The sequence below is a fragment of the Flintibacter sp. P01028 genome (assembly GCF_041925235.1).
Taxonomy (GTDB): domain Bacteria; phylum Bacillota; class Clostridia; order Oscillospirales; family Oscillospiraceae; genus Lawsonibacter; species Lawsonibacter aceti.
In genome coordinates this window covers 76,515-98,283 of record NZ_JBHEVC010000003.1, presented here as the reverse complement: position 1 = coordinate 98,283, position 21,769 = coordinate 76,515, and the positions used below count along the sequence as shown (strand labels likewise).

At 57.5% G+C, this 21,769-nt stretch carries 18 protein-coding genes and 1 tRNA gene; 17 read left to right on the top strand and 2 right to left on the bottom strand.

Annotation, left to right across the window (positions count from 1 at the left end; genetic code table 11):
* The first annotated feature begins 26 nt into the window (after positions 1-26).
* From ACEVJK_RS07275 to ACEVJK_RS07245, 7 genes are all read left to right on the top strand, one after another.
* Positions 27-1,373 carry a uracil-xanthine permease family protein gene (locus tag ACEVJK_RS07275; RefSeq protein WP_147571510.1) on the top strand — a complete coding sequence of 449 codons (1,347 nt, stop codon included), beginning with the start codon at positions 27-29 and terminating at the stop codon, positions 1,371-1,373.
* A 195-nt stretch (positions 1,374-1,568) separates the two neighbouring features.
* A complete protein-coding gene (locus ACEVJK_RS07270; protein ID WP_147571508.1) occupies positions 1,569-1,967 on the top strand; it encodes a serine proteinase in 399 nt (132 codons plus the stop codon).
* 98 nt (positions 1,968-2,065) lie between these two features.
* Positions 2,066-2,260: a hypothetical protein gene (locus ACEVJK_RS07265; RefSeq protein ID WP_147571506.1), complete on the top strand. Its 195-nt coding sequence runs from the start codon at positions 2,066-2,068 to the stop codon at positions 2,258-2,260.
* A gap of 118 nt (positions 2,261-2,378) precedes the next feature.
* A complete protein-coding gene (locus tag ACEVJK_RS07260; RefSeq protein ID WP_147571504.1) occupies positions 2,379-2,726 on the top strand; it encodes an arsenate reductase family protein in 348 nt (115 codons plus the stop codon).
* A 274-nt stretch (positions 2,727-3,000) separates the two neighbouring features.
* Complete coding sequence (spoIVB, locus tag ACEVJK_RS07255; protein WP_240288252.1) at positions 3,001-4,137, top strand: SpoIVB peptidase; 1,137 nt, start codon at positions 3,001-3,003, stop codon at positions 4,135-4,137.
* 232 nt (positions 4,138-4,369) lie between these two features.
* Positions 4,370-5,131, top strand: coding sequence for a sporulation transcription factor Spo0A (spo0A, locus tag ACEVJK_RS07250; RefSeq protein ID WP_147571502.1), 762 nt, complete (start codon positions 4,370-4,372; stop codon positions 5,129-5,131).
* A gap of 73 nt (positions 5,132-5,204) precedes the next feature.
* Complete coding sequence (locus tag ACEVJK_RS07245; RefSeq protein WP_147571500.1) at positions 5,205-5,447, top strand: TIGR03905 family TSCPD domain-containing protein; 243 nt, start codon at positions 5,205-5,207, stop codon at positions 5,445-5,447.
* A 200-nt stretch (positions 5,448-5,647) separates the two neighbouring features.
* On the opposite strand, the gene ACEVJK_RS07240 is transcribed toward ACEVJK_RS07245, so the two are convergent.
* Complete coding sequence (locus ACEVJK_RS07240; RefSeq protein ID WP_374740289.1) at positions 5,648-7,015, bottom strand: D-alanyl-D-alanine carboxypeptidase family protein; 1,368 nt, start codon at positions 7,013-7,015, stop codon at positions 5,648-5,650.
* Between the two features lie 114 nt (positions 7,016-7,129).
* Between ACEVJK_RS07240 and ACEVJK_RS07235 the strand changes: the two genes are divergently transcribed.
* The 8 genes from ACEVJK_RS07235 to ACEVJK_RS07200 all read left to right on the top strand — a co-directional run bounded on the left by ACEVJK_RS07235 (position 7,130) and on the right by ACEVJK_RS07200 (position 13,603).
* Complete coding sequence (locus ACEVJK_RS07235; protein WP_186851935.1) at positions 7,130-7,528, top strand: ComEA family DNA-binding protein; 399 nt, start codon at positions 7,130-7,132, stop codon at positions 7,526-7,528.
* Positions 7,529-7,553: 25 nt separating this feature from the next.
* Positions 7,554-8,258: a response regulator transcription factor gene (locus ACEVJK_RS07230; protein WP_147571494.1), complete on the top strand. Its 705-nt coding sequence runs from the start codon at positions 7,554-7,556 to the stop codon at positions 8,256-8,258.
* Positions 8,259-8,311: 53 nt separating this feature from the next.
* Positions 8,312-9,811 carry a cell wall metabolism sensor histidine kinase WalK gene (locus ACEVJK_RS07225; protein WP_147571492.1) on the top strand — a complete coding sequence of 500 codons (1,500 nt, stop codon included), beginning with the start codon at positions 8,312-8,314 and terminating at the stop codon, positions 9,809-9,811.
* Positions 9,808-10,323 carry a GerMN domain-containing protein gene (locus ACEVJK_RS07220; RefSeq protein ID WP_374740288.1) on the top strand — a complete coding sequence of 172 codons (516 nt, stop codon included), beginning with the start codon at positions 9,808-9,810 and terminating at the stop codon, positions 10,321-10,323. The genes ACEVJK_RS07225 and ACEVJK_RS07220 overlap by 4 nt, the downstream gene beginning before the upstream one ends.
* 89 nt (positions 10,324-10,412) lie before the next feature.
* The gene (locus tag ACEVJK_RS07215; protein WP_147571487.1) at positions 10,413-11,696 is read left to right on the top strand and encodes an O-acetylhomoserine aminocarboxypropyltransferase/cysteine synthase family protein; all 1,284 of its coding nucleotides are present in this window, start codon (positions 10,413-10,415) and stop codon (positions 11,694-11,696) included.
* 55 nt (positions 11,697-11,751) lie between these two features.
* Positions 11,752-12,144 carry a DUF3783 domain-containing protein gene (locus tag ACEVJK_RS07210; protein ID WP_186851937.1) on the top strand — a complete coding sequence of 131 codons (393 nt, stop codon included), beginning with the start codon at positions 11,752-11,754 and terminating at the stop codon, positions 12,142-12,144.
* A 72-nt stretch (positions 12,145-12,216) separates the two neighbouring features.
* A tRNA-Leu gene (locus ACEVJK_RS07205) sits at positions 12,217-12,303 on the top strand.
* 502 nt (positions 12,304-12,805) lie between these two features.
* Complete coding sequence (locus ACEVJK_RS07200) at positions 12,806-13,603, top strand: PepSY domain-containing protein (protein WP_240288243.1); 798 nt, start codon at positions 12,806-12,808, stop codon at positions 13,601-13,603.
* Between the two features lie 99 nt (positions 13,604-13,702).
* On the opposite strand, the gene ACEVJK_RS07195 is transcribed toward ACEVJK_RS07200, so the two are convergent.
* Positions 13,703-14,344: a TetR/AcrR family transcriptional regulator gene (locus ACEVJK_RS07195; RefSeq protein WP_147571480.1), complete on the bottom strand. Its 642-nt coding sequence runs from the start codon at positions 14,342-14,344 to the stop codon at positions 13,703-13,705.
* 182 nt (positions 14,345-14,526) lie between these two features.
* Between ACEVJK_RS07195 and ACEVJK_RS07190 the strand changes: the two genes are divergently transcribed.
* Positions 14,527-16,974, top strand: coding sequence for an MMPL family transporter (locus ACEVJK_RS07190; RefSeq protein ID WP_374740287.1), 2,448 nt, complete (start codon positions 14,527-14,529; stop codon positions 16,972-16,974).
* Positions 16,955-21,769 carry a hypothetical protein gene (locus tag ACEVJK_RS07185; protein WP_374740286.1) on the top strand — a complete coding sequence of 1,605 codons (4,815 nt, stop codon included), beginning with the start codon at positions 16,955-16,957 and terminating at the stop codon, positions 21,767-21,769. Before ACEVJK_RS07190 ends, ACEVJK_RS07185 begins: the two co-directional genes overlap by 20 nt.

The following is a 21,769-nucleotide window of genomic DNA, read 5'->3' as shown; positions in this document are numbered from 1 at the left end:
TGCCAAACGTGAAGGGAGAAATGTAAATGAATCACCACGAGCCTATCCGCGACGCCCGTCAGTTGGGCCTGCCCAAAATGCTGATCCTCGGCCTTCAGCATATGTTCGCCATGTTCGGCGCTACCGTGCTGGTCCCCATCCTGGTCCAGGGCTACGGGCTGCCCCTTTCCATCCAGACCACCCTGTTTTTCGCCGGTGTGGGCACCCTGTTCTTCCACGTATGTACCAAGCTGAAGGTGCCAGCGTTCCTGGGTTCCTCCTTTGCCTATCTGGGCGGCTTCAGCGCGGTGGCCCAGCTGGATTCCGGCATCTATGCCAATATGACCGGAGAGGAAAAGCTGCCCTACGCCCTGGGCGGCATCGTGATAGCTGGCCTGATGTATCTGGTGCTGGCCGCTCTGATCCGGCTGCTGGGCGTGCGCAAGGTCATGCGCTACCTGCCCCCCGTAGTCACCGGGCCCATCATCATCCTCATTGGCTTGTCCCTGGCCCCCAGCGCGATCAATAACGCCTCCACGAACTGGTGGCTGGCCCTTCTGTCCATCGCTGTTGTTATCGCGGCAAACATTTGGGGCAAGGGCATGATCAAGATCATTCCTATTCTGCTGGGCGTTGTGATCCCCTATGTGGTAGCGTTGGCTACCAACCAGGTGGACTTCTCCGGCATGGCCGCCGCGGAACTGGTCGGACTGCAGCCCTTTGTCTTGGCCAAGTTCGACCTTACCTCCATCCTGGTCATGGCCCCCATCGCCGTGGCGGCCATGATGGAGCATATCGGGGATATGTCTGCCATCTCCGCCACGGTGGGGGAGAACTTTATTGAGAATCCGGGCCTCCACCGCACCCTCATTGGCGACGGCATCGCCACCTCCCTGGCCGGAATGTTTGGCGGTCCCGCCAATACCACCTATGGCGAGAACACCGGTGTGCTGGAGCTGTCCCAGGTCTTTGATCCCAAGGTGGTCCGGCTGGCCGCTGTCTATGCGGTGGTGCTGTCCTTCTCTCCCAAGTTTGCCGCCGTCATCAACTCCATCCCTACCGCCATTATCGGCGGCGTGTCCTTCATCCTCTATGGCATGATCTCCGCTATCGGCGTGCGCAACGTGGTGGAGAACCGGGTGGATTTCACCAACTCCCGCAATCTTATTATTGCGGCCGTCATCATGGTGTGCGGCCTGGGCTTCAAGATCTGGGGCAACAACAACGAGTTCTCCGGACTGACCTTCCATGTGGGCGGCGCCTCCGTGACGCTGACCTCCCTGGCCATTGCGGCCATCGCTGGCATCGCCCTCAACGCCATCCTGCCCGGCAAGGACTATGAATTCGGCGCCGATGTGACCAAGGGCCGCTCCGGTGACTTTGGACGGTATTGAGTGATACATGTAGTTGGAAACGGGGGCCTTCGGAATGTCCGGAGACTCCGTTTTTATTCCATTCCTGAAAGAAAGATATAGCAAAGATGAAAAAAACATTAAATCGGGGGCAAGGTCCTTGCGCTGGAAAACAAAATAGGATAAAATGAAGCCATCAAACGGGCGACCGTATGGAATGAAGGAGGCAACGATACCATGGGATTTTTTGATAATTTCAAGGAAAAGGCCACTGACTTGGCCCAGGCCGGTGTAGCCCAGTCCAAGCGGCTGGCGGAGATCGCCAAGCTAAAGACCGCCAACATGGGCGAGGAGGACACCATCAAAAAGGCGTACATCGAGCTGGGTAAGCTGTACTATGCGGAGAAGGGTGCCGCCCCTGAGGCAGCCTATGCCGCCTCCTGCGAGAAGATCACTGCGGCCAAGGCGGCGATCGAGGCCAACAACGACCGCATCGCCGAGCTGAAGAGTTCTGCCGACGATGAGGTGGAGGTGGTCGCGCGGGTGGAGCCTGTGGAGCGCGCAGCGGAGCCGTCTGCCCATCAGGAAGCGGAGGTTCAGGAAACAGAAGCCCAGGAGAATCCGCCCCAGGAATAACACCGCCGCTAGGGGCCTGCCATGATTTGACATGGCAGGCTCTTTTTCGTATGCCCTCCCCCTTTTTCGGGCAAACTGTGGGAGAAGGAGGAGAGCTTATGGAGCAATATTACCGTCTTCCACAGGATGTGGTGGGCCACGACCCGGTGCTGCTGTCCTACTGGGACAAGATGCCCCCACGGGCCCGGCTGCGTCTGCTGGAGAGCGATATCAGCGTGTCGACCCTGGGAGAGCTGCAAAAGCTGGGGGAGGAGCTGGGACGGGATACGACCGTACCGCCCGAAATGAGGTAAAAAAGATTTTCATTCCAAATATGATATTTTTCAGCAGAGAACTTCTGGCTGAAATGTTCTCTTTTGGTTGCGCCACCCTGAGAAACATGATACCATAGGAAAAAAGGAGGCGGCGACCATGCTGTTTGTATGTTACCCCAAATGCACCACCTGCCAGCGGGCCAAAAAATTCCTGGACGACCGGGGCGTGTCCTACACCGAGAGACACATTAAGGAGAATAATCCTACGGCGGAAGAGCTGCGCGGATGGTGGCAGGCCAGCGGCTTGCCATTAAAAAAATTTTTTAATACCTCCGGCCTATTGTACAAGTCTTTGGAACTGAAGGACAAGCTCCCCACCATGACGGAGGAGGATCAGCTGGCACTGCTGGCCACCGACGGAATGCTGGTCAAACGGCCCATCCTGGTGGCGGATGACTTTGTGCTGGTGGGCTTCCGAGAGGCGGAGTGGTCCGCGCGGCTGTAAAAAGCGCCCAGCTTCAGGGAAAGGAAATGGATCGGACAGACTGGAGGGATTCCATTGGGGGTCCTCCAGTCTGTCTTTGCTAAAAAATATTCCTTTGCTGACATTAGGGGCCAGGGTCCTTTTTCCATTGTCCGTCCCAGATAGGACGAAGCGCGGACAGCTGGAAAGGGTGGAAGGTCTACCCTTGATTGAATCTCCCCCGACACGGTCATAATGAGAGGGCGGACGGCTTGAACGTGCCGTCCGCCCTTTCGTTTTTAAGGGGGTGGAACAAATGGAGAAAGGACCAAAACAGAAGGGCGGCCCCGGTATGGCCGGCGCTTTGGCGGGTGTGCTGGGGCTGTGTCTTCTAGCGGCTATCCTGTTGACCGGAGATGGGGGAAGGGCCTCGGAAGCGGCAGCGCCCGCCATGCTGACAATGCCGAGACTGTCCGCCGCCGCTTCCGTGGATACCGAGATTGGCGAACAGGTGATCCCCTTGGGCCGGGCAGTGGGTATCAAGCTTTTTTCTGACGGTGTGCTGGTGGTGGGCCTCTCACCGGTGGAAACAGAGCGGGGCGCCCAATACCCCGGGCGGGATTGCGGCTTGAAGGCGGGAGACGTGATTACCCATATCAATGGGGAAGAGGTGGACACCATCGAAGAAATACAGGAGATGGTGGCACAGCAGCAGGGAGAGCAGCTGACCATTCAGGCGGTCCGGGGCCAGCGGCAGTTGCAGCTGACTACCGCCCCTGTAGCCAACAGTCAGGGGAATTACCAACTGGGCGTCTGGCTGAGAGACTCAATGGCGGGCATCGGAACAGTGACCTTCTATGACCCGGAGACCGGTGTGTTCGCCGCCCTGGGCCATGGCATCAACGACGTGGATACCGCCATGCTTATGCCGCTGGAATCGGGCGCTATCATGGAGGCGACGGTGTCTGATGTGAAAAAAGGGGTCAGCGGCCAGCCCGGTGAACTCCATGGGCAATTTGATTTGACCCGGGACTTGGGAACACTCTACGCCAACACCAATCTGGGTATCTTTGGCCAGTTGGACCAAAACGAGCTGACCCAGGGGCTGGAGCCGGTAGAAGTGGCTGACAGGGAGCAGATCCACACTGGGAAAGCCACGATCCTGTCCAATATCCGGGGGGACAAGGTGGAAGAGTTTGACATCGAGATTACCAAACTCTTTCTGGATGGGGATGGGACCCGTAACCTGATGGTCCAGGTGACCGATCAGGAGCTGCTGGAGACCACCGGCGGCATCGTCCAGGGAATGAGCGGCAGCCCGATCCTGCAGGACGGCAGGCTGGTGGGCGCTGTGACTCACGTCTTGGTCAGCGACCCCCAGCGGGGCTATGGCATCCTGGCGGAAAATATGATCCGACAGGCCGACAGCTGCCGCCAAGCCCAGATGTCTTGAGCCAGGGGCCTCAGGATACCACACCTGAGGCCCTTTTTCTTTCTAATACGACACAAACTTCCACAGATAACATCCAAAATATTCCAAAAATGTCGAAAATTAAAGAAAAGTTCATGGAAAAATATAGAAGAATTGGCTTGAATATGCTGTCTGATTATGCTAGATTATAGGTGGCCGGTCGAAACCCGTCCCAACTGTGGACGAGGACATATGAAGCAGTAGGAGTGATATCATGATGGAAGCAATCAAACGAATATTGATTGCAGACGCTGGAGAGGACTTCCGGCGGGGTCTGGTAGACAGCCTGTCCGGAGAGGCGGATATCCAAGTGGCCGGTCAGACAGGCGATGGGGCTGAGTTAGTCCGTATGGTGAGCGAGCTGATGCCGGACGCGGTGGTGATGGAGATTGTGCTGGCGGGCCTGGACGGCCTGGAGGTGCTGGAACAGCTGAACAAGATGGAGAAACGCCCCAAGATCCTGGTGCTGTCCAATTATACCAGAGGCGGGATCGCGGATGCCGCTGCGGCAAAGGGGGCTGACTATTTTATGGTGAAGCCCTGTCGAAGCAGTGCCCTGTGTGAGCGGATTCGGGACCTCACCGGTGGGACAGCCATAGAAACAGAGGGTGATCGGGGCGTCGATCTGGAGAAGCAGGTCACGGCCATCATCCACGAGGTGGGAGTGCCCGCCCACATCAAAGGCTATCAGTATTTGAGGGAGGCCATCCTGATCGCGGTCCGGGATATGGACGTGATCAATGCGGTGACCAAGGTCCTCTATCCCGAAGTGGCCAAGCGGTTCAATACTACTGCGAGCCGGGTAGAACGGGCGATCCGTCATGCCATCGAGGTGGCGTGGGACCGGGGCGATTTAGAGACGCTGCAGAAATACTTTGGCTATACCGTTTCCAACGCCAAGGGAAAGCCCACCAACAGTGAGTTCATCGCCATGATCGCCGACCGGCTTCAACTGCAGAGAAAACACCAGGCATAACGGATACAGGAGAGAAATACTTGCCTTTTTCCTCCGATTTTGCTATGATAGCGGAGGAAATGGGGTGAACCATATGACGATTAGATACAGACCTAAGGGTGTCTGTTCCCATCTGTTTGAAATAGAGGTAGAGGAGGGACGCATCCTCTCAGTCCGGGTAGAGGGCGGCTGCAGCGGAAATCTGCAGGGCTTGTCCTCACTGCTGCGGGGGATGGAAGTCAAAGAAGCCATAGGGCGGCTGGAGGGCATCCGCTGCGGAGCTAAGAGCACCTCCTGTCCTGACCAGATGGCCCAGGCACTGAAAACTCTCATTTGAGCTGGGTGAGCTCGACATGATGACCATAGATAACAGGCGCGGAAGGGAGCTGTCCTCAGCCCAGCCGTGCCTGTTTTTTTATGTTGGAGCACATGATGTCGCACGGGCGCGAGGTCTGCGGAAAGGGGCGCCCTGACGGGTGGACCGGGACCTGGTCAAACTAGCTGACAGGTCCCGCTCTATCCCACTGGAGGAGAAGGTTATTTTCGAATGCCCCGATAATTGCTCCGGGAGCGGGCGCCGGTGCCGGAGAGATACCGCCGCTTCTTGCGGAAGACCAGCAACCTTAGCAAAATAAAGGCGGCCAGCAGCAGGACGACAGCCAGGATGATCTGGACCCAGGTGTCCTGGAAGAAGGAGATGAACTGCTCCTTTTTATACAACAGCTCAGACCGTTCCACGGAATTGACCGCTACCAGGTCCAGCTTGCCGTATACCTCGCCCTCATAGGACAGAGTCATAACGCCGAGCACCTGTCCCTCTTCCACTGGGGCCTCCACCTCCTCGGAAAAGAGGGCAATCTTGGTTTCAATGGCGTCCAAATCCATGTCCTTGGGGAGTGTACGGGTGATGGAGCCCTGGGGCTTGACATTGACCTCGTCCGCCTGGCGGGACATGGTGACCGCCACCTTGTCCACGGGCTCGGTCCCCTTGGTGATGGTGACGCGTTCAAAATTGTTGAAGCCGTATTCCAGCAGCCGTTTGCTCTCTACCAACTGTCCCTGGCGCAAGTCCTCATAGCCCTCCTGCTCCATGGGGCCGGAGCCCAGCACCACCGAAATGAGCAGAGTGTCCCCGTCCTCGGCGGCGGCGATGAGGCAGCGGCCAGCCTCGTCCGTGTTGCCTGTCTTGCCGCCGATACACTTGTCATAGACATAGCCGGAGTACCAGAGGTTGGAGATAAGTCCGTTGGTGTTGTAGAAATACCGCTCCGCCGACAGATTGGTGGCGGGTACAGTGTAAGCGGCAGTCTTGATGATGGTGCGGAACAGGTCGTATTCCAAGGCCGCCTGGAAGATCAGGGCCAGGTCATAGGCTGTGGAGTAGTGGTCCTCGCTGTGCATGCCGGCTGTGTTGGTGAAATGGGTGTTCTGACAACCCAGTTCCCCGGCCTTTCGGTTCATATGGGCTACGAAATCCTCGATGGTGCCATCTACTTCTACCGCCAATACATTGGCGGTGTCGGCGGCGGAGGGGAGCATGACACAGTAGAGCAGGTCCTCCACCGACATGACTTCGCCCTCCTTCAAGCTGGCCACCACATAGCCGGCGCCGGAGGGGATATCCTGCATCCGGGTAGGGCCGGCGGTGACCATGGTAGAGGGAGAGAGCTGACCGTTCTCAATGGCTTCCAGCACCAGAAGGGCGGTCATGACCTTGGTAGTGCTGGCGGGATAGGCCTTCTCATAGGCCCCCTTGTCGTACAGTACCTCGTTGTAATTGGCATCCAGCAGTACCGCGTTGGTGCAAAACAGGTCAGGCTCCTCCAGGGCAGCGGCTGGGGCGGTGAACAAAGTCAGTACCATGGGGAACAGCAGAAGTAGAGAGAGAAAGCGATATTTTTTCATAGGAAATTCTCCGTATGTATGATATACTAATTTTATATCCGTTCATCTGGCAAAGTCGGATAGCAGTATTATAGCAAAAGCAGCGGCAGTCCGCAAGCGGCAGGGGGGAGAAAGATGAGAGATATATCCCGCTTCGATAAGGTGATACTGCTGCTAACCGCGGGGTTTGTGCTGTTCACTGGGGGCTGGTTCCTGGCCCAGAGGAGTGCGGCCCAGCCCTATCAGGTGACTGCCGCCCGGAACGACCGGGAGGAGCCCCAGGAGACGGAAAAGGGATCTTCCTCCTTCGGGGGGAGGCCGGACAGCCTTCTGCCCGGGGAGAAGATCGATCTCAATACCGCGGACCAGTATGATTTGCGGCGCCTGCCCGGCATTGGGGAGAAGCGGGCCCAGGACATTGTAGACTACCGAGAGGCGCACGGGCCCTTCCAGTCGGTGGACGAGCTGGACAATGTGTCCGGGATCGGACCAGGTATCCTGGATGGGCTGCGGGAGTATGCCTGTGTGGGCTAGGACAGGGAATAAGGAGTTTTTATCCATGGCGAAAATATTAGTAGTAGACGACGAGCAGGTACTGGTCAAGGGCATCAAATTCAACTTGGAGCACGAGGGCTACCAGGTGGAGGTGGGCTACGATGGGGAGCAGGCGGTTGAGCTGGCCCGGGAGGGGAGCTTTGACCTGATCCTGCTGGACCTGATGATGCCCAAGATTGATGGCCTTCAGGCTTGTATGCGTATCCGGGAGTTCTCCAATGTGCCCGTCATCATGCTGACGGCTAAGGGGGAGGACGCGGACAAGCTCATGGGATTTGAGAGCGGGGCGGACGACTACATCACCAAGCCCTTCAACATCCTGGAGCTGAAGGCGCGGGTGAGGGCGCTCCTCCGCCGTTCCGGCGCCGCCGGACAGAAGCAGTCGGGCGGCGTTCTGTCCATAGGCCACATTCGGCTGGATACCGGGGAGCGGGCAGCCTGGAAGGGGGACAAGATGGTGGAGCTCACCGCCAAGGAGTTCGACCTGATGGAGCTGCTCATGCGCAATCCAGGCCGGGTGTACAGTCGGGAAAATCTGCTCAATGTGGTCTGGGGCTATGAGTATATTGGAGATTACCGCACAGTGGATGTCCACGTCCGCCGGCTCCGGGAGAAGCTGGAGCTGGACCCGGCCAACCCGGAGTATATCCGTACCAAGTGGGGCGTGGGCTACTTTCTGTCTAACCGGCCGGAGGAGCGGGAGCGTTAAGCGCAGGCCTCGAGTGGGTGTGGGCGGACAGACTAAGGAAGGAGGGAGACAAAATGGCGGGGCCGCAGCAGAAGAAGCCGGGCAAGACTGTGCCGTTTTTTGCCTCTCTTCAGGTCAAGTATGCCATGAGCTACCTGGTCATTTTCGCCGTGGTGCTGGTGCTGCTGAATACCTATCCGGTCATCGCCTCCCAAGATCTCCTCTTTACCTCCAAACGGGACTCGCTGAAGAGCCAGACGGCGGTGATGGCCTCCGCTCTCATGGAGCTGGAGTCTCTCTCCGCCGACCAGGTGGCCAGGGTAATGAATATGCTGGACAACATGGGGCTGTCCCGTATCCTGGTTACTGATCCGGCAGGTCTGATCCTCTATGACAGCCTGGAGGCGGGGGAGAAGGACCAGGAGAACCAGGAGGAGCCAGAGGAACCACACTACCGGTATGCCCTCTACCAGGAGGTGGTGGGGGCGCTGCGGGGGAAGGATGTGTTCTACTCCCGCTATGAGAACGATGTGTTTACCTCAACCGCCGCCTCCCCCATCGTCTACCGAGGCATGATCATCGGTTCCATCTATATTCTGGAGGTAGACGCGGCCCAGGGGCAGCTTTTGAGCAGCCTACAGCAGAACCTGCGCACCATTTCACTGGTCATCGCCGCGGCCACCCTGGTCATGTCCACATTTTTCTCCAAGATGCTTACCGCCCGGATTGCCGCCCTCCTGCGGGCCATCCGCATTGTGGGCGAAGGGGAGTACGGCCACCGGCTTCAGATCGAGGGGCGGGACGAGATGGCCCAGATGGCTGAGGAGTTCAACCAGCTGACCGACCGGCTCCAGACCACGGAGGAGGTCCGCCGCCGTTTTGTGTCTGACGCCAGCCATGAATTGAAAACACCGCTGGCCTCCATCCGTCTACTGGCGGATTCCATCCTCCAGAACGACCAGATTGACCGTGACACAGCACGGGAGTTTGTCTCTGATATCGGCGCGGAGGCAGACCGACTGACCCGCATCACTGAGCATTTACTGGCATTGACCAGGCTGGACAGCCTGCCTGCTGGACAGACTGAGCCAGTGGACCTGTCCCAAGTGGCAGACCGGGCGGTGTCTATGCTCCTTCCTGTGGCTGACGCTGCCGGTGTGACCATCGAGAAGGACCTGAAGGCGGACTGTGTGGTCCGAAGCACAGGGGACGACCTGTATCAAATCTGTTTCAATCTGATCGAAAATGCCGTGAAATACAATTTCCCAGGCGGTAAGGTGTTTGTGTCAGTCTATCGGGACACAGATCAGGTCCTGCTTGAGGTGGGGGATACGGGGGTAGGGATCCCGGAGGAGGACCTGCCCAAGATATTCAACCGCTTCTACCGGGTGGATAAGGCCCGTTCCCGGGCGGCCGGCGGGACCGGACTGGGCCTGTCCATCGCGCGGGACACGGTCCGCCGTCACGGGGGCTGGATTACTGCCAGGCCCCGCCACCCAGAGGGGACCCTCTTTACCGTGGGATTCCCCCAGTATACCGCCCAGCCGGACCGGGACGAGGAGGGAGAAGGATGAGAAGGACCCTCGCTCTGGCTTTGGTACTCCTTCTTGCTTTGCGCCTGCTGCCGGGCTGCGGGAGCGGCGGGGAAGAGAAGGGAGAGTATGAGCTCTATTTCGCCGTGAGCAGTGGGGTAGGACACGGGCCGGCACTGGATACCCAGCCCCTGGACTGGCCGGAGGACCGTGGACGGCCCACCCCGGAAGACTTGCTTCTGGCTCTGCTGTCCGGTCCCTCACAGGAGGGACTGCGCTCCCCATTCCCCAGAGGAGTAGCTCTGCTCTCCTGGGAGCGGGAGGGTGAAACGGTCACTGTCTATCTGTCAGAGCAATACGGGGGACTGACCGATATGGCCCTGACGCTTGCCGACTACTGCATCGTCCTTACCCTGTCACAATTAGAGGGCGTAGAGTGGGTAGAGATACGTTCAGAGGGTCACACCTCCAGCTACCGTAGCCACCAGCTCCTTCAGGCTGGGGAGGCGGTACTGACCGAAGAACTGATGGAGGGGGCCGATTCGGCTACTTGACAAATCGCGGACGGGAGGGTAAGCTTAACTATCCCCCAGATGTTGGGGCGGTCCTGTCCGCCATGCCCCATAAGAAAGAAGGAAATTTTATGAGTGATTATCAAATCAATACCAAGTGTGTCCAGGGCGGCTATACCCCTGGAAACGGAGAGCCCCGGCAGATCCCCATTGTCCAGTCTACTACTTTTAAGTACGCCACCAGCGAGGACATGGGCAAGCTCTTTGACCTGGAGGCCAGTGGTTATTTTTATACTCGGCTGCAAAACCCGACCAACGACTATGTTGCTGCCAAGATCTGTGAGCTGGAGGGGGGAACTGCCGCCATGCTCACCTCCTCTGGTCAGGCGGCCAACTTCTACGCCATCTTCAATATCGCCAACTGCGGCGACCATATCGTTGCCTCCTCCACCATCTATGGCGGTACCTATAACCTGTTCCACGTAACTATGCGGAAGATGGGCATTGACTTTACCTTTGTAGAGCCAGACTGCTCTGACGAGGAGTTGGAGGCCGCCTTCCGGCCCAATACCAAAGCAGTGTTCGGCGAGACTATCGCCAATCCCGCCCTCACCGTGCTGGACATCCAGCGGTTCGCCAAGGCGGCCCATGCCCACGGTGTGCCCCTCATCATGGATAACACCTTCGCCACTCCAGTCAACTGCCGCCCCTTCGAGTGGGGGTGTGACATCGTCACCCACTCTACCACCAAGTATATGGACGGCCACGGAGCGGCTGTGGGCGGCGCCATTGTGGACAGCGGCAATTTTGACTGGATGGCCCACGCTGAGAAGTTCCCTGGCCTGACCACCCCGGACGACAGCTACCACGGCATCACCTACGCCGAGAAGTTCGGGCAGGCAGGCGCGTTTATTACCAAGTGTACCGCCCAGCTGATGCGGGACTTTGGCTCCATCCAGTCCCCCCAGAACGCCTTCCTGCTGAATCTGGGATTGGAGAGCCTCCACGTCCGTATGGCCCGCCACTGTGAGAACGGTCTGGCTGTGGCCAGGTTTTTGAAGGACCACCCCAAGGTCAGCTTTGTCACCTACCCCGGCCTAGAGGGGGACAAGTATTATGAGGTCGCCAAAAAGTACATGCCCAACGGGACCTGCGGTGTGGTATCCTTCGGAGTCAAGGGCGGACGCAAGGCGGCTGAAACCTTTATGAAGCACCTGAAGCTGGCTGCCATCGAGACCCATGTGGCTGACGCCCGGACCTGCTGCCTCCATCCCGCCTCCGCCACCCACCGGCAGATGAACGACCAGGAGCTGGCCGCCGCTGGGATTACCCCGGACCTGGTGCGGATGTCCTGCGGCATCGAGGACGCGGCCGACCTGATCGCTGACATCGAGCAGGCCCTGGAGGCAGTCTGAATCAGAAACGACCCGGCGCGGCGAACCCCGTGCCGGCATGGAAAGGATTTTTGATATGAAGCGTGTAGGAAACGCAGGTACTATCCTGATGTACAACCTCTCCGGACCGGAGTTTTCTAAGCTGCGGCAGATTTTCGCCATGCTGCGGCTGCGGATGCGGGTAGTAGAGCCGGACCGTTACCACATAGCTCTGTCTGATCTGGCTGCTGGTAGAGGAGAGGGCGGAGAAATGAGTGAGGCGCTTCCAGAAGCTATGCTGGTTTTTTGCGGACTGAACAACGCTCTGCTCAACCAGGTGCTGGAGGTTATCCGTCTGGCAAAGCTGCCTCCGATCCCTCTGAAGGCTGTTCTGACTGCTTCCAATCAGGAGTGGGATACCCACCAGCTCTATGAGGAACTGAAGAAGGAGCGGGAGGCCATTGCTGCCCAGAAGGCGGAAAAGGACTAAAGTGGGAAAAATCCCGTTGACAAATCTCCGCTGGGACAGTATAATAATCAAGCGGTCGTTGGACCGCTCTTTGCGGCTGTGCTGGAATTGGTAGACTGGCAAGCTTGAGGTGCTTGTGTCCGTATGGGCGTACGGGTTCGACTCCCGTCAGCCGCACCACGTCGGAGCAAAGTCCGCTTTGCTCCGACGTCTTTTTATGTCCACGGCACAAAAAGACGTCATCCGCCCGCTCCCTTGCTTCTCCTTTCCAAATCGAACCCACTGCGTTGGGCTTTGATTTGGGGCCGCCCTATGGGCGGCTATTTTCGTTTCTGAAAAAATATCGGCTTTAACCGTCTTTTGTACTCTTTACGCCCCGGAATCCTTGCGTTGAAAGGACTCCGGGGTTTTGTTATTCTTCTGAAAACCATTTTGGGTATTCTTGCGTATTTTGCTTTCGCTATGAAATCAGAGACTCCACCACCGTTTATTTATTCAGTTCCGAATTTGCGATATAATAGTGCCATCAGCTAGGGATCTGCGCAGACCTTCGGGCAAATGGAGCCGATAGAAAAAATTTTCTTTTGGTGCAATAAAATGGAAGGGCCGTGCGTTATATAGATGAACAGCAAATCAGCCCCCCAAAAATTGCTGAAATAACAACTTGACGGAGGACATAAAAATGAAAAAGACATTCTCAAAGACTTTGGTGGGTTGCGCCGCCGCAGTAATGGTGACTGGGGCCCTGCTTACCCCCGTAATGGGTGCCAATGCATCCAGCCCCTGGCAGACTGCTGACACAGACTTTATCGGGAGATCCAGGGCGGAAGAAATCGCCCTTGACCACGCCGGGATAGAGGCATCCCAGCTCTCCTGGATCCATGTCAAGCTGGACCATGACCATGGACGTGTAGAATATGACGTGGAATTCTTCTCTGGCAACAAGGAGTATGATTACGAGATCGACGCAACCAGTGGAGACATCCTGAGTTTTGACTATGATGTTGAATGGTACATGGGTGTTGGGACCCCGGCCCAGGCTAGCGGCGATATCGGCGCCGAAGAGGCCAAGGTGATCGCTCTGGACCATGCCGGTGTGAAGGCGAAGGACACGGTGTTCCTCTATGCGGAGCTGGACTATGACGACGGACTACGGGTCTATGATGTAGAGTTCTTCTCTGAAAATAAGGAGTACGACTACAAGATCGACGCGGCTACGGGGGAAATCCTGGGCTTTGACTATGATATTGAGTGGTACACCATCTCCACCACGGACAGCGATTACATCGGTGAGGCCAAGGCAAAGCAGATCGTGGAACAGGCTGCCGGTACCACAGGGGTTTACACTGACTTCAAGCTGGAGGTAGACGACGGGCGTGTGCTGTACGAAGGTGAGATGCGAAGCGGCTGGATGGAGTATGAGTTTGAAATTGATGCCGTAACCGGCGCGATCATTGACTGGGAAGCGGATTGGGACTGAAACACAAAGAGAATCCGCGCGAGGGGCAGCTGTCTGGTCAACCTGATATCGAAATAGGAAACGTCCCGGAACAATCACAGTTCCGGGACGTTTTTTGCATTATTCCTCTTCTAAGGAGCAGCCTCTTGGAAAAGAGGGATCGCCAGAAGGGATAGAGGAGATCTGCCCTCGGCGTAATGCGGCTCCCCGGAGGTGGTCTTCCAAAACAGTGCTGATAAAATTGATCAGCTCATCCGGAGTCTGATCGATCTCTCCCAATAGCCAGCTCTCCATGACGCTGGCCAAGGACACCACATAGAAGTGGGCCAGAAGAGCCACATGGTCTGAGGACGATGGGTCTTGCAGGTCGGGAAGAAAGCCTTCAATGGTCTGTGAGATGATGGTATGGAGCTGTTCCTCAAAAAAGCGGCGGATATGCCCACGGCCCAGAGAGCGCAGCGCGCAAAGGCAGACTGCACGATTGCTTTGTAAATAGTGAAAGAGCTCCAAAAGGCCCTCCCGCCACAGGAGAGCTCCTTCCCGTCGCTCCAGCAGAGATACGGCTTCATTCTGAAACATCCAGCGCATCAGGTCGTAGATGTCTTCAAAATGGTAGTAAAAATTTTGCCGCTTGATATGACATAGGTCGGTGAGCTCTGAGATCGTGATTTTCTCCAAAGGCTTCTGAGCCATCAATTTTTTTAACGCCGCAGCCAGAGCCCATTTTGTCTGCTGGGAAGCGACATAGCATTTTTTCTCCATAGAATGCCCTCCTGTGCCTGTTAGTATAGCACAAAGGGGCTGGAGGCTCAACTGATCTATGGGACAGAGGACCGATTTATGACACTGCCGCGGGATTGACCTTTGCTGGAGCCGCCTCTATTTGAATATAATAAAGTGTTATGATAATGGTGTATTGCGGGTAGTAAAGGAGCCGCCAAGAGATGAAAAAAGGAAACAAGGATCAGGAGAGCGTTATGGTGCGTCTTGCCACCTTTGTTGTGGACAAACGGAACCTGTTTTTCCTGCTGGTCATTATCGGTACCATATTCACGCTGTTTTCCAGGAACTGGGTGGAGGTAGAGAACGATCTCTCCTCCTATCTGCCCATCCACTCCACCACCCGCCAGGGACTGGATGTGATGGAGGAGCAGTTCACCACCTTCGGTACCGCGGATCTGATGGTGGCCAACATTTCTCTGGAGGAGGCCCGTCGGGTGAAGGCGGAGCTCCTGGAGCTGGACGGCGTGCAGAGCGTGGAATTCGATGACACAACAGACCACTATGCCCATGCCTCCGCCCTCTATTCGCTTACCTTTGACTATGACGAGGACGATGAGAGGTGCCTGGAGGCCCTGGACAGGGCCAGGGAGAGCCTCACTGGCTGGGATGTATTCGTATCCACGGAGCTGGGTAACACCAAGGGGGATATCATTGACGCTGAAGTCAATGTCATCATGGTCTATGTGGCGGTGATCGTGCTAGTGGTGCTCTTGCTGACCTCACAGACTTACGCCGAGGTCCCTGTGCTTATCCTGACCTTTGTTACGGCCATGATTTTGAACCTGGGCAGCAATTTCCTGCTGGGAAAAATCTCCTTCGTGTCCAATTCCGTGACCAGCATCCTCCAGCTTGCCCTGTCCCTGGACTACGCCGTGATCTTCTGTAACCGCTTCAAAGAGGAGCATCAGACACTGCCCATCCGGGAGGCGACCATCATAGCCCTCAGCAAAGCCATTCCGGAGATCAGCGCCAGCTCACTGACCACCATCGGTGGGCTGGTGGCCATGATGTTCATGCAGTTCAAGCTGGGACCTGATATGGCGGTCTGCCTGATTAAAGCCATCCTGTTTGCCCTACTGGCTGTATTTGTGGTGATGCCGGGCCTGCTGATCCTGTTCGGTCCGCTGATGGACAAGACACAGCACCGCAGCTTTATCCCAAAGATCCCCTTTGTAGGAAAATTTGCCTATCTGTCCCGATTCGTGATACCGCCTGTATTTCTGGTCCTGGTGGTTCTGGGTATCCATTTCTCCTCGGACTGTCCCTATGTCTATGGGTACGGGAGCATCGAAACGCCGAAACTGAATGAGGTGCAGATTGCCTCCCAGATGATCGAGGAGAATTTTACATCGAAAAACCTTGTGGCGCTTATGGTGCCCACCGGCGACTACGAGAAGGAACGGATGATCCTGGACGAGTTGGAACAATATACGGAAGTGGACTACACCATGGGGTTGTCCAATGTGGAGGCGATGGACGGCTATATGCTGGCCGACCGGCTAACGCCCAGACAGTTTGCCGAACTGGCGGATCTGGATTATGAGTTGGCCAAGCTGGTCTATACAGCATACGCGGTCAAGAATGAGGACTATGGACGGATCATTGGCGGCATTTCCGCCTACCGGGTCCCGCTGATGGATATGTTTCTGTTTATCTGTGACCAGCTGGACGAGGGCTATGTCACCTTAGACAAGGAGCAGACCGACGATCTGGACGAGGCGCGGGAGCAGATTGAACATGCCAAGCTGCAGCTCCAAGGAAGCGAATATGACCGGATGCTGGTCTATCTGACCCTGCCTGAGGGGGGAGAGGAGACCTACGCCTTTCTGGATACGATCCAGGAAACTGCCCAGAAATATTACCCAGGAGAGAGTATTTACCTGGCTGGAAACTCCACCACAGAGGCTGATTTTAAGGCCGCGTTTGCCACGGACAACACGGTGGTCAGCGTGGTGTCCATCCTCATCGTCCTGGTGGTGCTGCTGTTCACCTTTCGATCTGCGGGGATGCCGGTACTGTTGATCTTGGTCATCCAGGGCAGTATCTGGATCAATTTCTCCATTCCGGCCTTCACCGGGACCCCGCTGTTTTTCCTCAGCTATCTGGTAGTCAGTTCTATCCAGATGGGGGCTAACATCGACTATGCCATCGTGATCGCTAGCCGCTACATGGAGCTGAAAGACCAAATGGACCACAGACAGGCCATCATTGAAACAATGAATTTTGCCTTTCCAACCATTGTTACATCGGGCAGTATTTTGACCGTGGCCGGCCTGCTCATCGGGCAGATGACGTCAGAGGCGGCCATCGTGGGTATTGGGCAAAGCCTTGGGCGGGGAACGATTTTGTCCATTGTTCTGGTCATGTTTGTCCTGCCTCAGATTCTGTTGATTGGCGGCGCGGTGGTGGAAAAGACATCCTTTTCCGTGCCCAGCGCGGTGAAAAAACACAGGGCCAGCGGGCGGGTCCGAGTAGATGGGCTGGTGCGGGGAGAGATATCTGGCACCATCAGCGGCACCGTCCATGCCATCGTAGACGGAGATGTGGATCTGAACCTGATCTCAGGTTATGCGCAGGAGGAGGCAGAGCATGAAACGCAAGAGAACTGATTGGATCAGGAGAGCGGTCAGTGTCCTGCTCACCCTTATCCTGTGTGCCCAGGCAGCAGGCCCTATACTGGCGGTGGAAGACGGGGTGATCCGGATCACTTGCGCCGAGGACCTTCTGGAACTGTCCCGTAATTGTGCGCTGGACACCTGGTCCCAGGGCAAGCACGTGGCGCTGACAGCGGATATCTCTCTGGCGGGTACGGGATATACCCCGATCCCCACGTTCGGCGGTACCTTTGACGGTGGCGGCTATACTATCAGCGGGCTGGACCTGTCAAGCGGGCTGACCCCGGCGGGCGTGTTCGGCACCCTGCAGGAGGGCGCGGTGGTAAAGGACCTCCATGTGACCGGCAGTATTGAGCCGTCTGGCCATGGCTCGTCCATAGGGGGCATCGCGGGAGAGAACTATGGCGTGATCGCGGCCTGCTCCTTCTCCGGGACGATTACCGGGACAGACCGGGTGGGAGGCATTGCCGGACTGAACGGGCTGACAGGTAAGATCCAGGGTTGTTCTGCCGCCGGAGGTATCACTGGAAAGAGCATGACTGGCGGCATCGCTGGCGAAAACTGCGGTGTGCTGTCGGGATGCCGAAACAATAGCTATGTCAATATTACCAGCACAGACCCTGGGCTCGAGCTGACGAATTTGGATCTGGATGTGTCCAAGTCTCTGTTTACCCTGAGCGCGCTGGATACGGTGAATATCGCCACGGATACTGGAGGTATAGCAGGGTACTCATCTGGTATGGTTCTCAGCTGCATCAATGCCGGTGTTGTCGGATATCCCCACATCGGCTACAACGTAGGCGGCATTGCGGGGCGAAGCTGCGGCCATGTGGCCTACTGCGTCAACCGCGGACAGGTATTCGGCCGCAAGGATATCGGCGGTATCGTTGGCCAGGCAGAGCCCTACATTGTGCTGAATTTATCAGAGGATATGCTGGATACCATTCAGAAGGAGCTGGACCGCCTGGGAGGGCTGGTAGACCGGGCGGCGGACCACGCCGATGGAGCCGCCGGCCGGATCTCAGACAATCTGGATGCCATCGGAGCCTCCGTTGATGACGCCACCGGACACGCCAAGGACTTGACAGATCGTCTGTCAGACTACGGGGACGAGGTGATTACAGAAATCAACCGGGGCAGCGACATCCTGGCTGACGCCCTAGATCAGATGGCGGACATCTCCAGCGATGCTACCGGCTTTGCGGAAGAACTGACGGACAGTTTGGACCTGATGGAGGATGCCCTGCGGGATTTGGCCCGGATCGATGGCTCTCAGGCGGTAGATGAACTGGAGCGGGCGGCGGACAGCATCGAGAAGGCCGGCCGGCTGCTGAAAAGCGGCATAAGAAAGATCATCGACGGGTTGGAACAGCTGCGGAACTTCGTCCGCATTGAGGATGAGACTGGCAGCCGGGAGGCCCTGGAAAAGATTGAGGAGGGGGTTGGAGAGACCGCCCAGGCGGCAGAGGAGCTGGGAAGAGCCATGGATCTGGCGGCCCAGTCCGGCGTGGTGGAAGACGTGGCCGCCCAGAGCATGGAGGAGCTGGGGGGAGAGATGGGGCAGATTTCTGATGCCCTGACCCAGGTGGGCGGCGGCGCGGAAACCGTGCGTCTGAACATCTCTTTCGATTTGGAGGATATCCGGGAGGGCCTGCGGCAGATCCGGAGTGGTGTGAAAAACGTGGTGGACTCCTCCGGCGCGGCCATGAAGGCGGTGGACAGCCTGGGGGATGCCCTGGATGAGTTGAAGGCCGTGGGGCAGGAACTGAGTGACGGCCTGGACGCCCTGGCGGATGCCGTGAGCTCGTTTGAACAGGCGGGAGAAACTGGGACAGAAGTGTTTGCTGGGCTGGAGGATCTGTTCGGCTACTTGGCTGGGGTGGACCCTATCCAGATCGCCCACCCTGGGGAGGAGGTCAGCGCCGCCTCTGACGCCCTCTATGACACGATGGAACGGCTGAACGACCAGATGGGCCTCCTGAATGACACGGCTGCCGCCTCGGTAGGCGACTTGACCGGCGACATCCGGGCCATTAGTGCCCAGGTCGGGGTGGTGACAGATACTCTGATTGACGCCATCCGGGAGATCGAAAATTACGACCTGGAAGACAGTATCTCGGATACCTCAGAGGAGAATATCGACCAGGTGACCAGCGGCAGGCTCCTGTCCTGCTCCAACACGGCGGCCATCTCCGGGGATCTCAATGTAGGCGGAGTGGCTGGCTCCATGGCAGTGGAGTATGAGCTGGACCCTGAGGATGACCTGATTTCCAACAGCGCGCCTATCTACCGGAGAGCCTATGAGCTGAAGGCCATCCTCCAGCGGTGTACCAACACCGGAGCCGTAGTTGGCCGGCGGGACCATGTAGGCAGTGTCTGCGGTCGGATGGATTTGGGGCTTATCCTGGAGTGTGAGGCCTACGGCAGCGCGGAGAGCGAGAACGGAGACTATGTGGGCGGTGTCGCCGGCTATGCGGTGGGGACGATACGGGAGAGTTTTGCCAAATGCGCCCTGTCCGGAAAGCGTTATGTGGGCGGTATCGTGGGGGCCGCCGGAGCCAGGGACTCCGGGGGATCAGTCACCGGGTGCTGTTCCTTCGTCCTTATCCCAGAGTATGAGGAGTATGCCGGTGCGATATCCGGCACAGATCAGGGCCTATTCCAGAATAACCGATTTGTGTCAGACGATTTGGCTGGCCTAAACCGCGTCAGTGCCGCCGGCCGAGCGGAACCTATTTCCTACGAACAACTGCTCCAGATGGAGGATATCCCCACCCCTATGAAGCGGCTGGAGCTGCGCTTCTGGGCGGATGGCCGAGTGATCCAGACGGTCCCCTTTGACTATGGCGCTTCCTTTGACGATTCGATTTTGCCGGAGATCCCCCACCAGGAGGGATGCTTTGCGGTGTGGGACCGGGAGGATCTGACGGATCTGCGGTTTGACACAGATGTGACCGCGGTCTACACCGCATACCGCTCCGCGCTGTCCTCTGCCCAACTGCGGGACGACGGCCGGCCGGTCCTCTTTGTAGAGGGGGAGTTCGACCAGGGGGACAGTCTGGAAGCCAGGCTGCTGGAAACGAGGGAGGATTATCCTAGACAGCTCCAGACCCTGGCGGACCGCCGTAGGGTCTTAGAGCGGTGGAAGGTGACCATACCGGCGGATGGACAGTCTATTCATACGGTACGCTACCTATCTCCCAACGGAAAGACGGAGCGGACGGAGTTCTATGCTGTTTCCGAGGATAGATGGACCCGTCTGGATACGGAAACGGCTGGCAGCTATCTGCTGGTCCGGCTGGAGGGGGATACCCCTGAGATTGCGGTAGTGACCCGGACTCCAATATGGTGGGTCTGGCCGATTGCGGCGGCCCTGGTGGCCGGACTCGTGTTTTGTGCGGTGGGCTGGGCGAAACACCGCAGGCTGCTCCAAAGGGCTGTAGCACAGGACAGGGAAACGCCGGCTGGATCAGCAGGCGGCGGAAAAAAGACCCGAAGGACTCGGCTGGCCGCCGCAGTGCTGGTGCTGGCCTGTTTGATAGGGGGAGCGACGTGGTTCCTTGTTTCTGGAGGCTGGAATACCGTCGCCGCTGTCCGTCTGCTGCACCGGTATGCCCAACAGCCCGATCTGACGATAGAGATGGATGCCCAGGCGGAGGCAGGCGGTCGGCGCTACCGCATCGATGCCCTGATCGACATCGTTCAGGTGGGGGAGCATCTTACCACGAGGCTAGAACGTGATGGAGCGGCGGTATATTACAGTGATGGGATGCTCTATTTAGGAGATGGAACCTCCGTCCGTGTGGATATGGGCTTCCCGGACTACGCGGCCCTTCTGGACACAGTGGCAGGGCTATACCGGGATGGGGATATTTCCGCCTTTTCCAACAGTGGAGAGAACATATACAGCGTTACAGTAAGCGGTGAGCGGGTCTCCTCCATTCTGAAAGCGCTCTTTCCTGATTCCGCATCGTATCTGGCCTCCCTGGAGAGCCTAAACTTAGACTTGGTCGCGAAGGGGAATGAGCTTTCTGCCCTCCGACTTTGGACGAAGGGAACAGCAGATACGACGGATCACGACTGTATATCCCTGGCCGTTGAGCTGAGAATACACACCGCGGAGGGGAAGGTGGACCTGCCCCAGCCTGTACGGGCCCGTATCCTGGCCGGGGACCAGAAGGAAACGGCCCCAGACCTGCTCCGGCTGCTCCTGGCTTGGCGGAGATTGAACGCGGAGGACCCACTGGTATCCAGACTGTCCTACCAGGCGGACTGTGGCCCACTGGTAGTGGACAGCGAACTGGAGCTGTTCCGGACCTATGTGGACGGCAGAGAGGTGGTCGGGCTGAGAAAAAGCGGCCAGACCCTGTATATGGTGGATGGAGGGGTCCTGGATGAGCAGGGAGGCTCCGTGTCTGGACAGGAGGAGCTGGTCAGCCTGCCGGGCGTGCTGCTCCATCTCTGGCTGGAGGGCGGCCTGGAATATGAGGAGCGGAACGGGACCGGTCTGTACACCCTTTCCCTCCGGCAGGAGGAAATCGAAGAGGTGATCCAGGCGCTCCTGCCGGAGGCGGAAGGGCTGGACACCAGCCTGACTGCCGGGAAGCTCCAGATCGAACTGACAGACCAGGGAATCGAACGTATCTCATTCCAGGTTCGTGGCAGTGTCCATGTCCTATCTATCAACGCCCCTGTGTCTATATCCGGAAGCTTTACCTTCCCTGAGGAAACGGAGGAGATTTCAATACCGGCGCCAGTGGAGGAGGCGGTCAAGAGAGAGGAGGGATGA

Excerpts from the sequence above, each read along its gene's own strand:
- ACEVJK_RS07275 (WP_147571510.1), top strand. The coding sequence starts at position 27 with ATGAATCACCACGAGCCTATCCGCGACGCCCGTCAGTTGGGCCTGCCC.
- ACEVJK_RS07270 (WP_147571508.1), top strand. The coding sequence starts at position 1,569 with ATGGGATTTTTTGATAATTTCAAGGAAAAGGCCACTGACTTGGCCCAG.
- ACEVJK_RS07265 (WP_147571506.1), top strand. The coding sequence starts at position 2,066 with ATGGAGCAATATTACCGTCTTCCACAGGATGTGGTGGGCCACGACCCG.
- ACEVJK_RS07260 (WP_147571504.1), top strand. The coding sequence starts at position 2,379 with ATGCTGTTTGTATGTTACCCCAAATGCACCACCTGCCAGCGGGCCAAA.
- spoIVB (WP_240288252.1), top strand. The coding sequence starts at position 3,001 with ATGGAGAAAGGACCAAAACAGAAGGGCGGCCCCGGTATGGCCGGCGCT.
- spo0A (WP_147571502.1), top strand. The coding sequence starts at position 4,370 with ATGATGGAAGCAATCAAACGAATATTGATTGCAGACGCTGGAGAGGAC.
- ACEVJK_RS07245 (WP_147571500.1), top strand. The coding sequence starts at position 5,205 with ATGACGATTAGATACAGACCTAAGGGTGTCTGTTCCCATCTGTTTGAA.
- ACEVJK_RS07240 (WP_374740289.1), bottom strand. The coding sequence starts at position 7,015 with ATGAAAAAATATCGCTTTCTCTCTCTACTTCTGCTGTTCCCCATGGTA.
- ACEVJK_RS07235 (WP_186851935.1), top strand. The coding sequence starts at position 7,130 with ATGAGAGATATATCCCGCTTCGATAAGGTGATACTGCTGCTAACCGCG.
- ACEVJK_RS07230 (WP_147571494.1), top strand. The coding sequence starts at position 7,554 with ATGGCGAAAATATTAGTAGTAGACGACGAGCAGGTACTGGTCAAGGGC.
- ACEVJK_RS07225 (WP_147571492.1), top strand. The coding sequence starts at position 8,312 with ATGGCGGGGCCGCAGCAGAAGAAGCCGGGCAAGACTGTGCCGTTTTTT.
- ACEVJK_RS07220 (WP_374740288.1), top strand. The coding sequence starts at position 9,808 with ATGAGAAGGACCCTCGCTCTGGCTTTGGTACTCCTTCTTGCTTTGCGC.
- ACEVJK_RS07215 (WP_147571487.1), top strand. The coding sequence starts at position 10,413 with ATGAGTGATTATCAAATCAATACCAAGTGTGTCCAGGGCGGCTATACC.
- ACEVJK_RS07210 (WP_186851937.1), top strand. The coding sequence starts at position 11,752 with ATGAAGCGTGTAGGAAACGCAGGTACTATCCTGATGTACAACCTCTCC.
- ACEVJK_RS07200 (WP_240288243.1), top strand. The coding sequence starts at position 12,806 with ATGAAAAAGACATTCTCAAAGACTTTGGTGGGTTGCGCCGCCGCAGTA.
- ACEVJK_RS07195 (WP_147571480.1), bottom strand. The coding sequence starts at position 14,344 with ATGGAGAAAAAATGCTATGTCGCTTCCCAGCAGACAAAATGGGCTCTG.
- ACEVJK_RS07190 (WP_374740287.1), top strand. The coding sequence starts at position 14,527 with ATGAAAAAAGGAAACAAGGATCAGGAGAGCGTTATGGTGCGTCTTGCC.
- ACEVJK_RS07185 (WP_374740286.1), top strand. The coding sequence starts at position 16,955 with ATGAAACGCAAGAGAACTGATTGGATCAGGAGAGCGGTCAGTGTCCTG.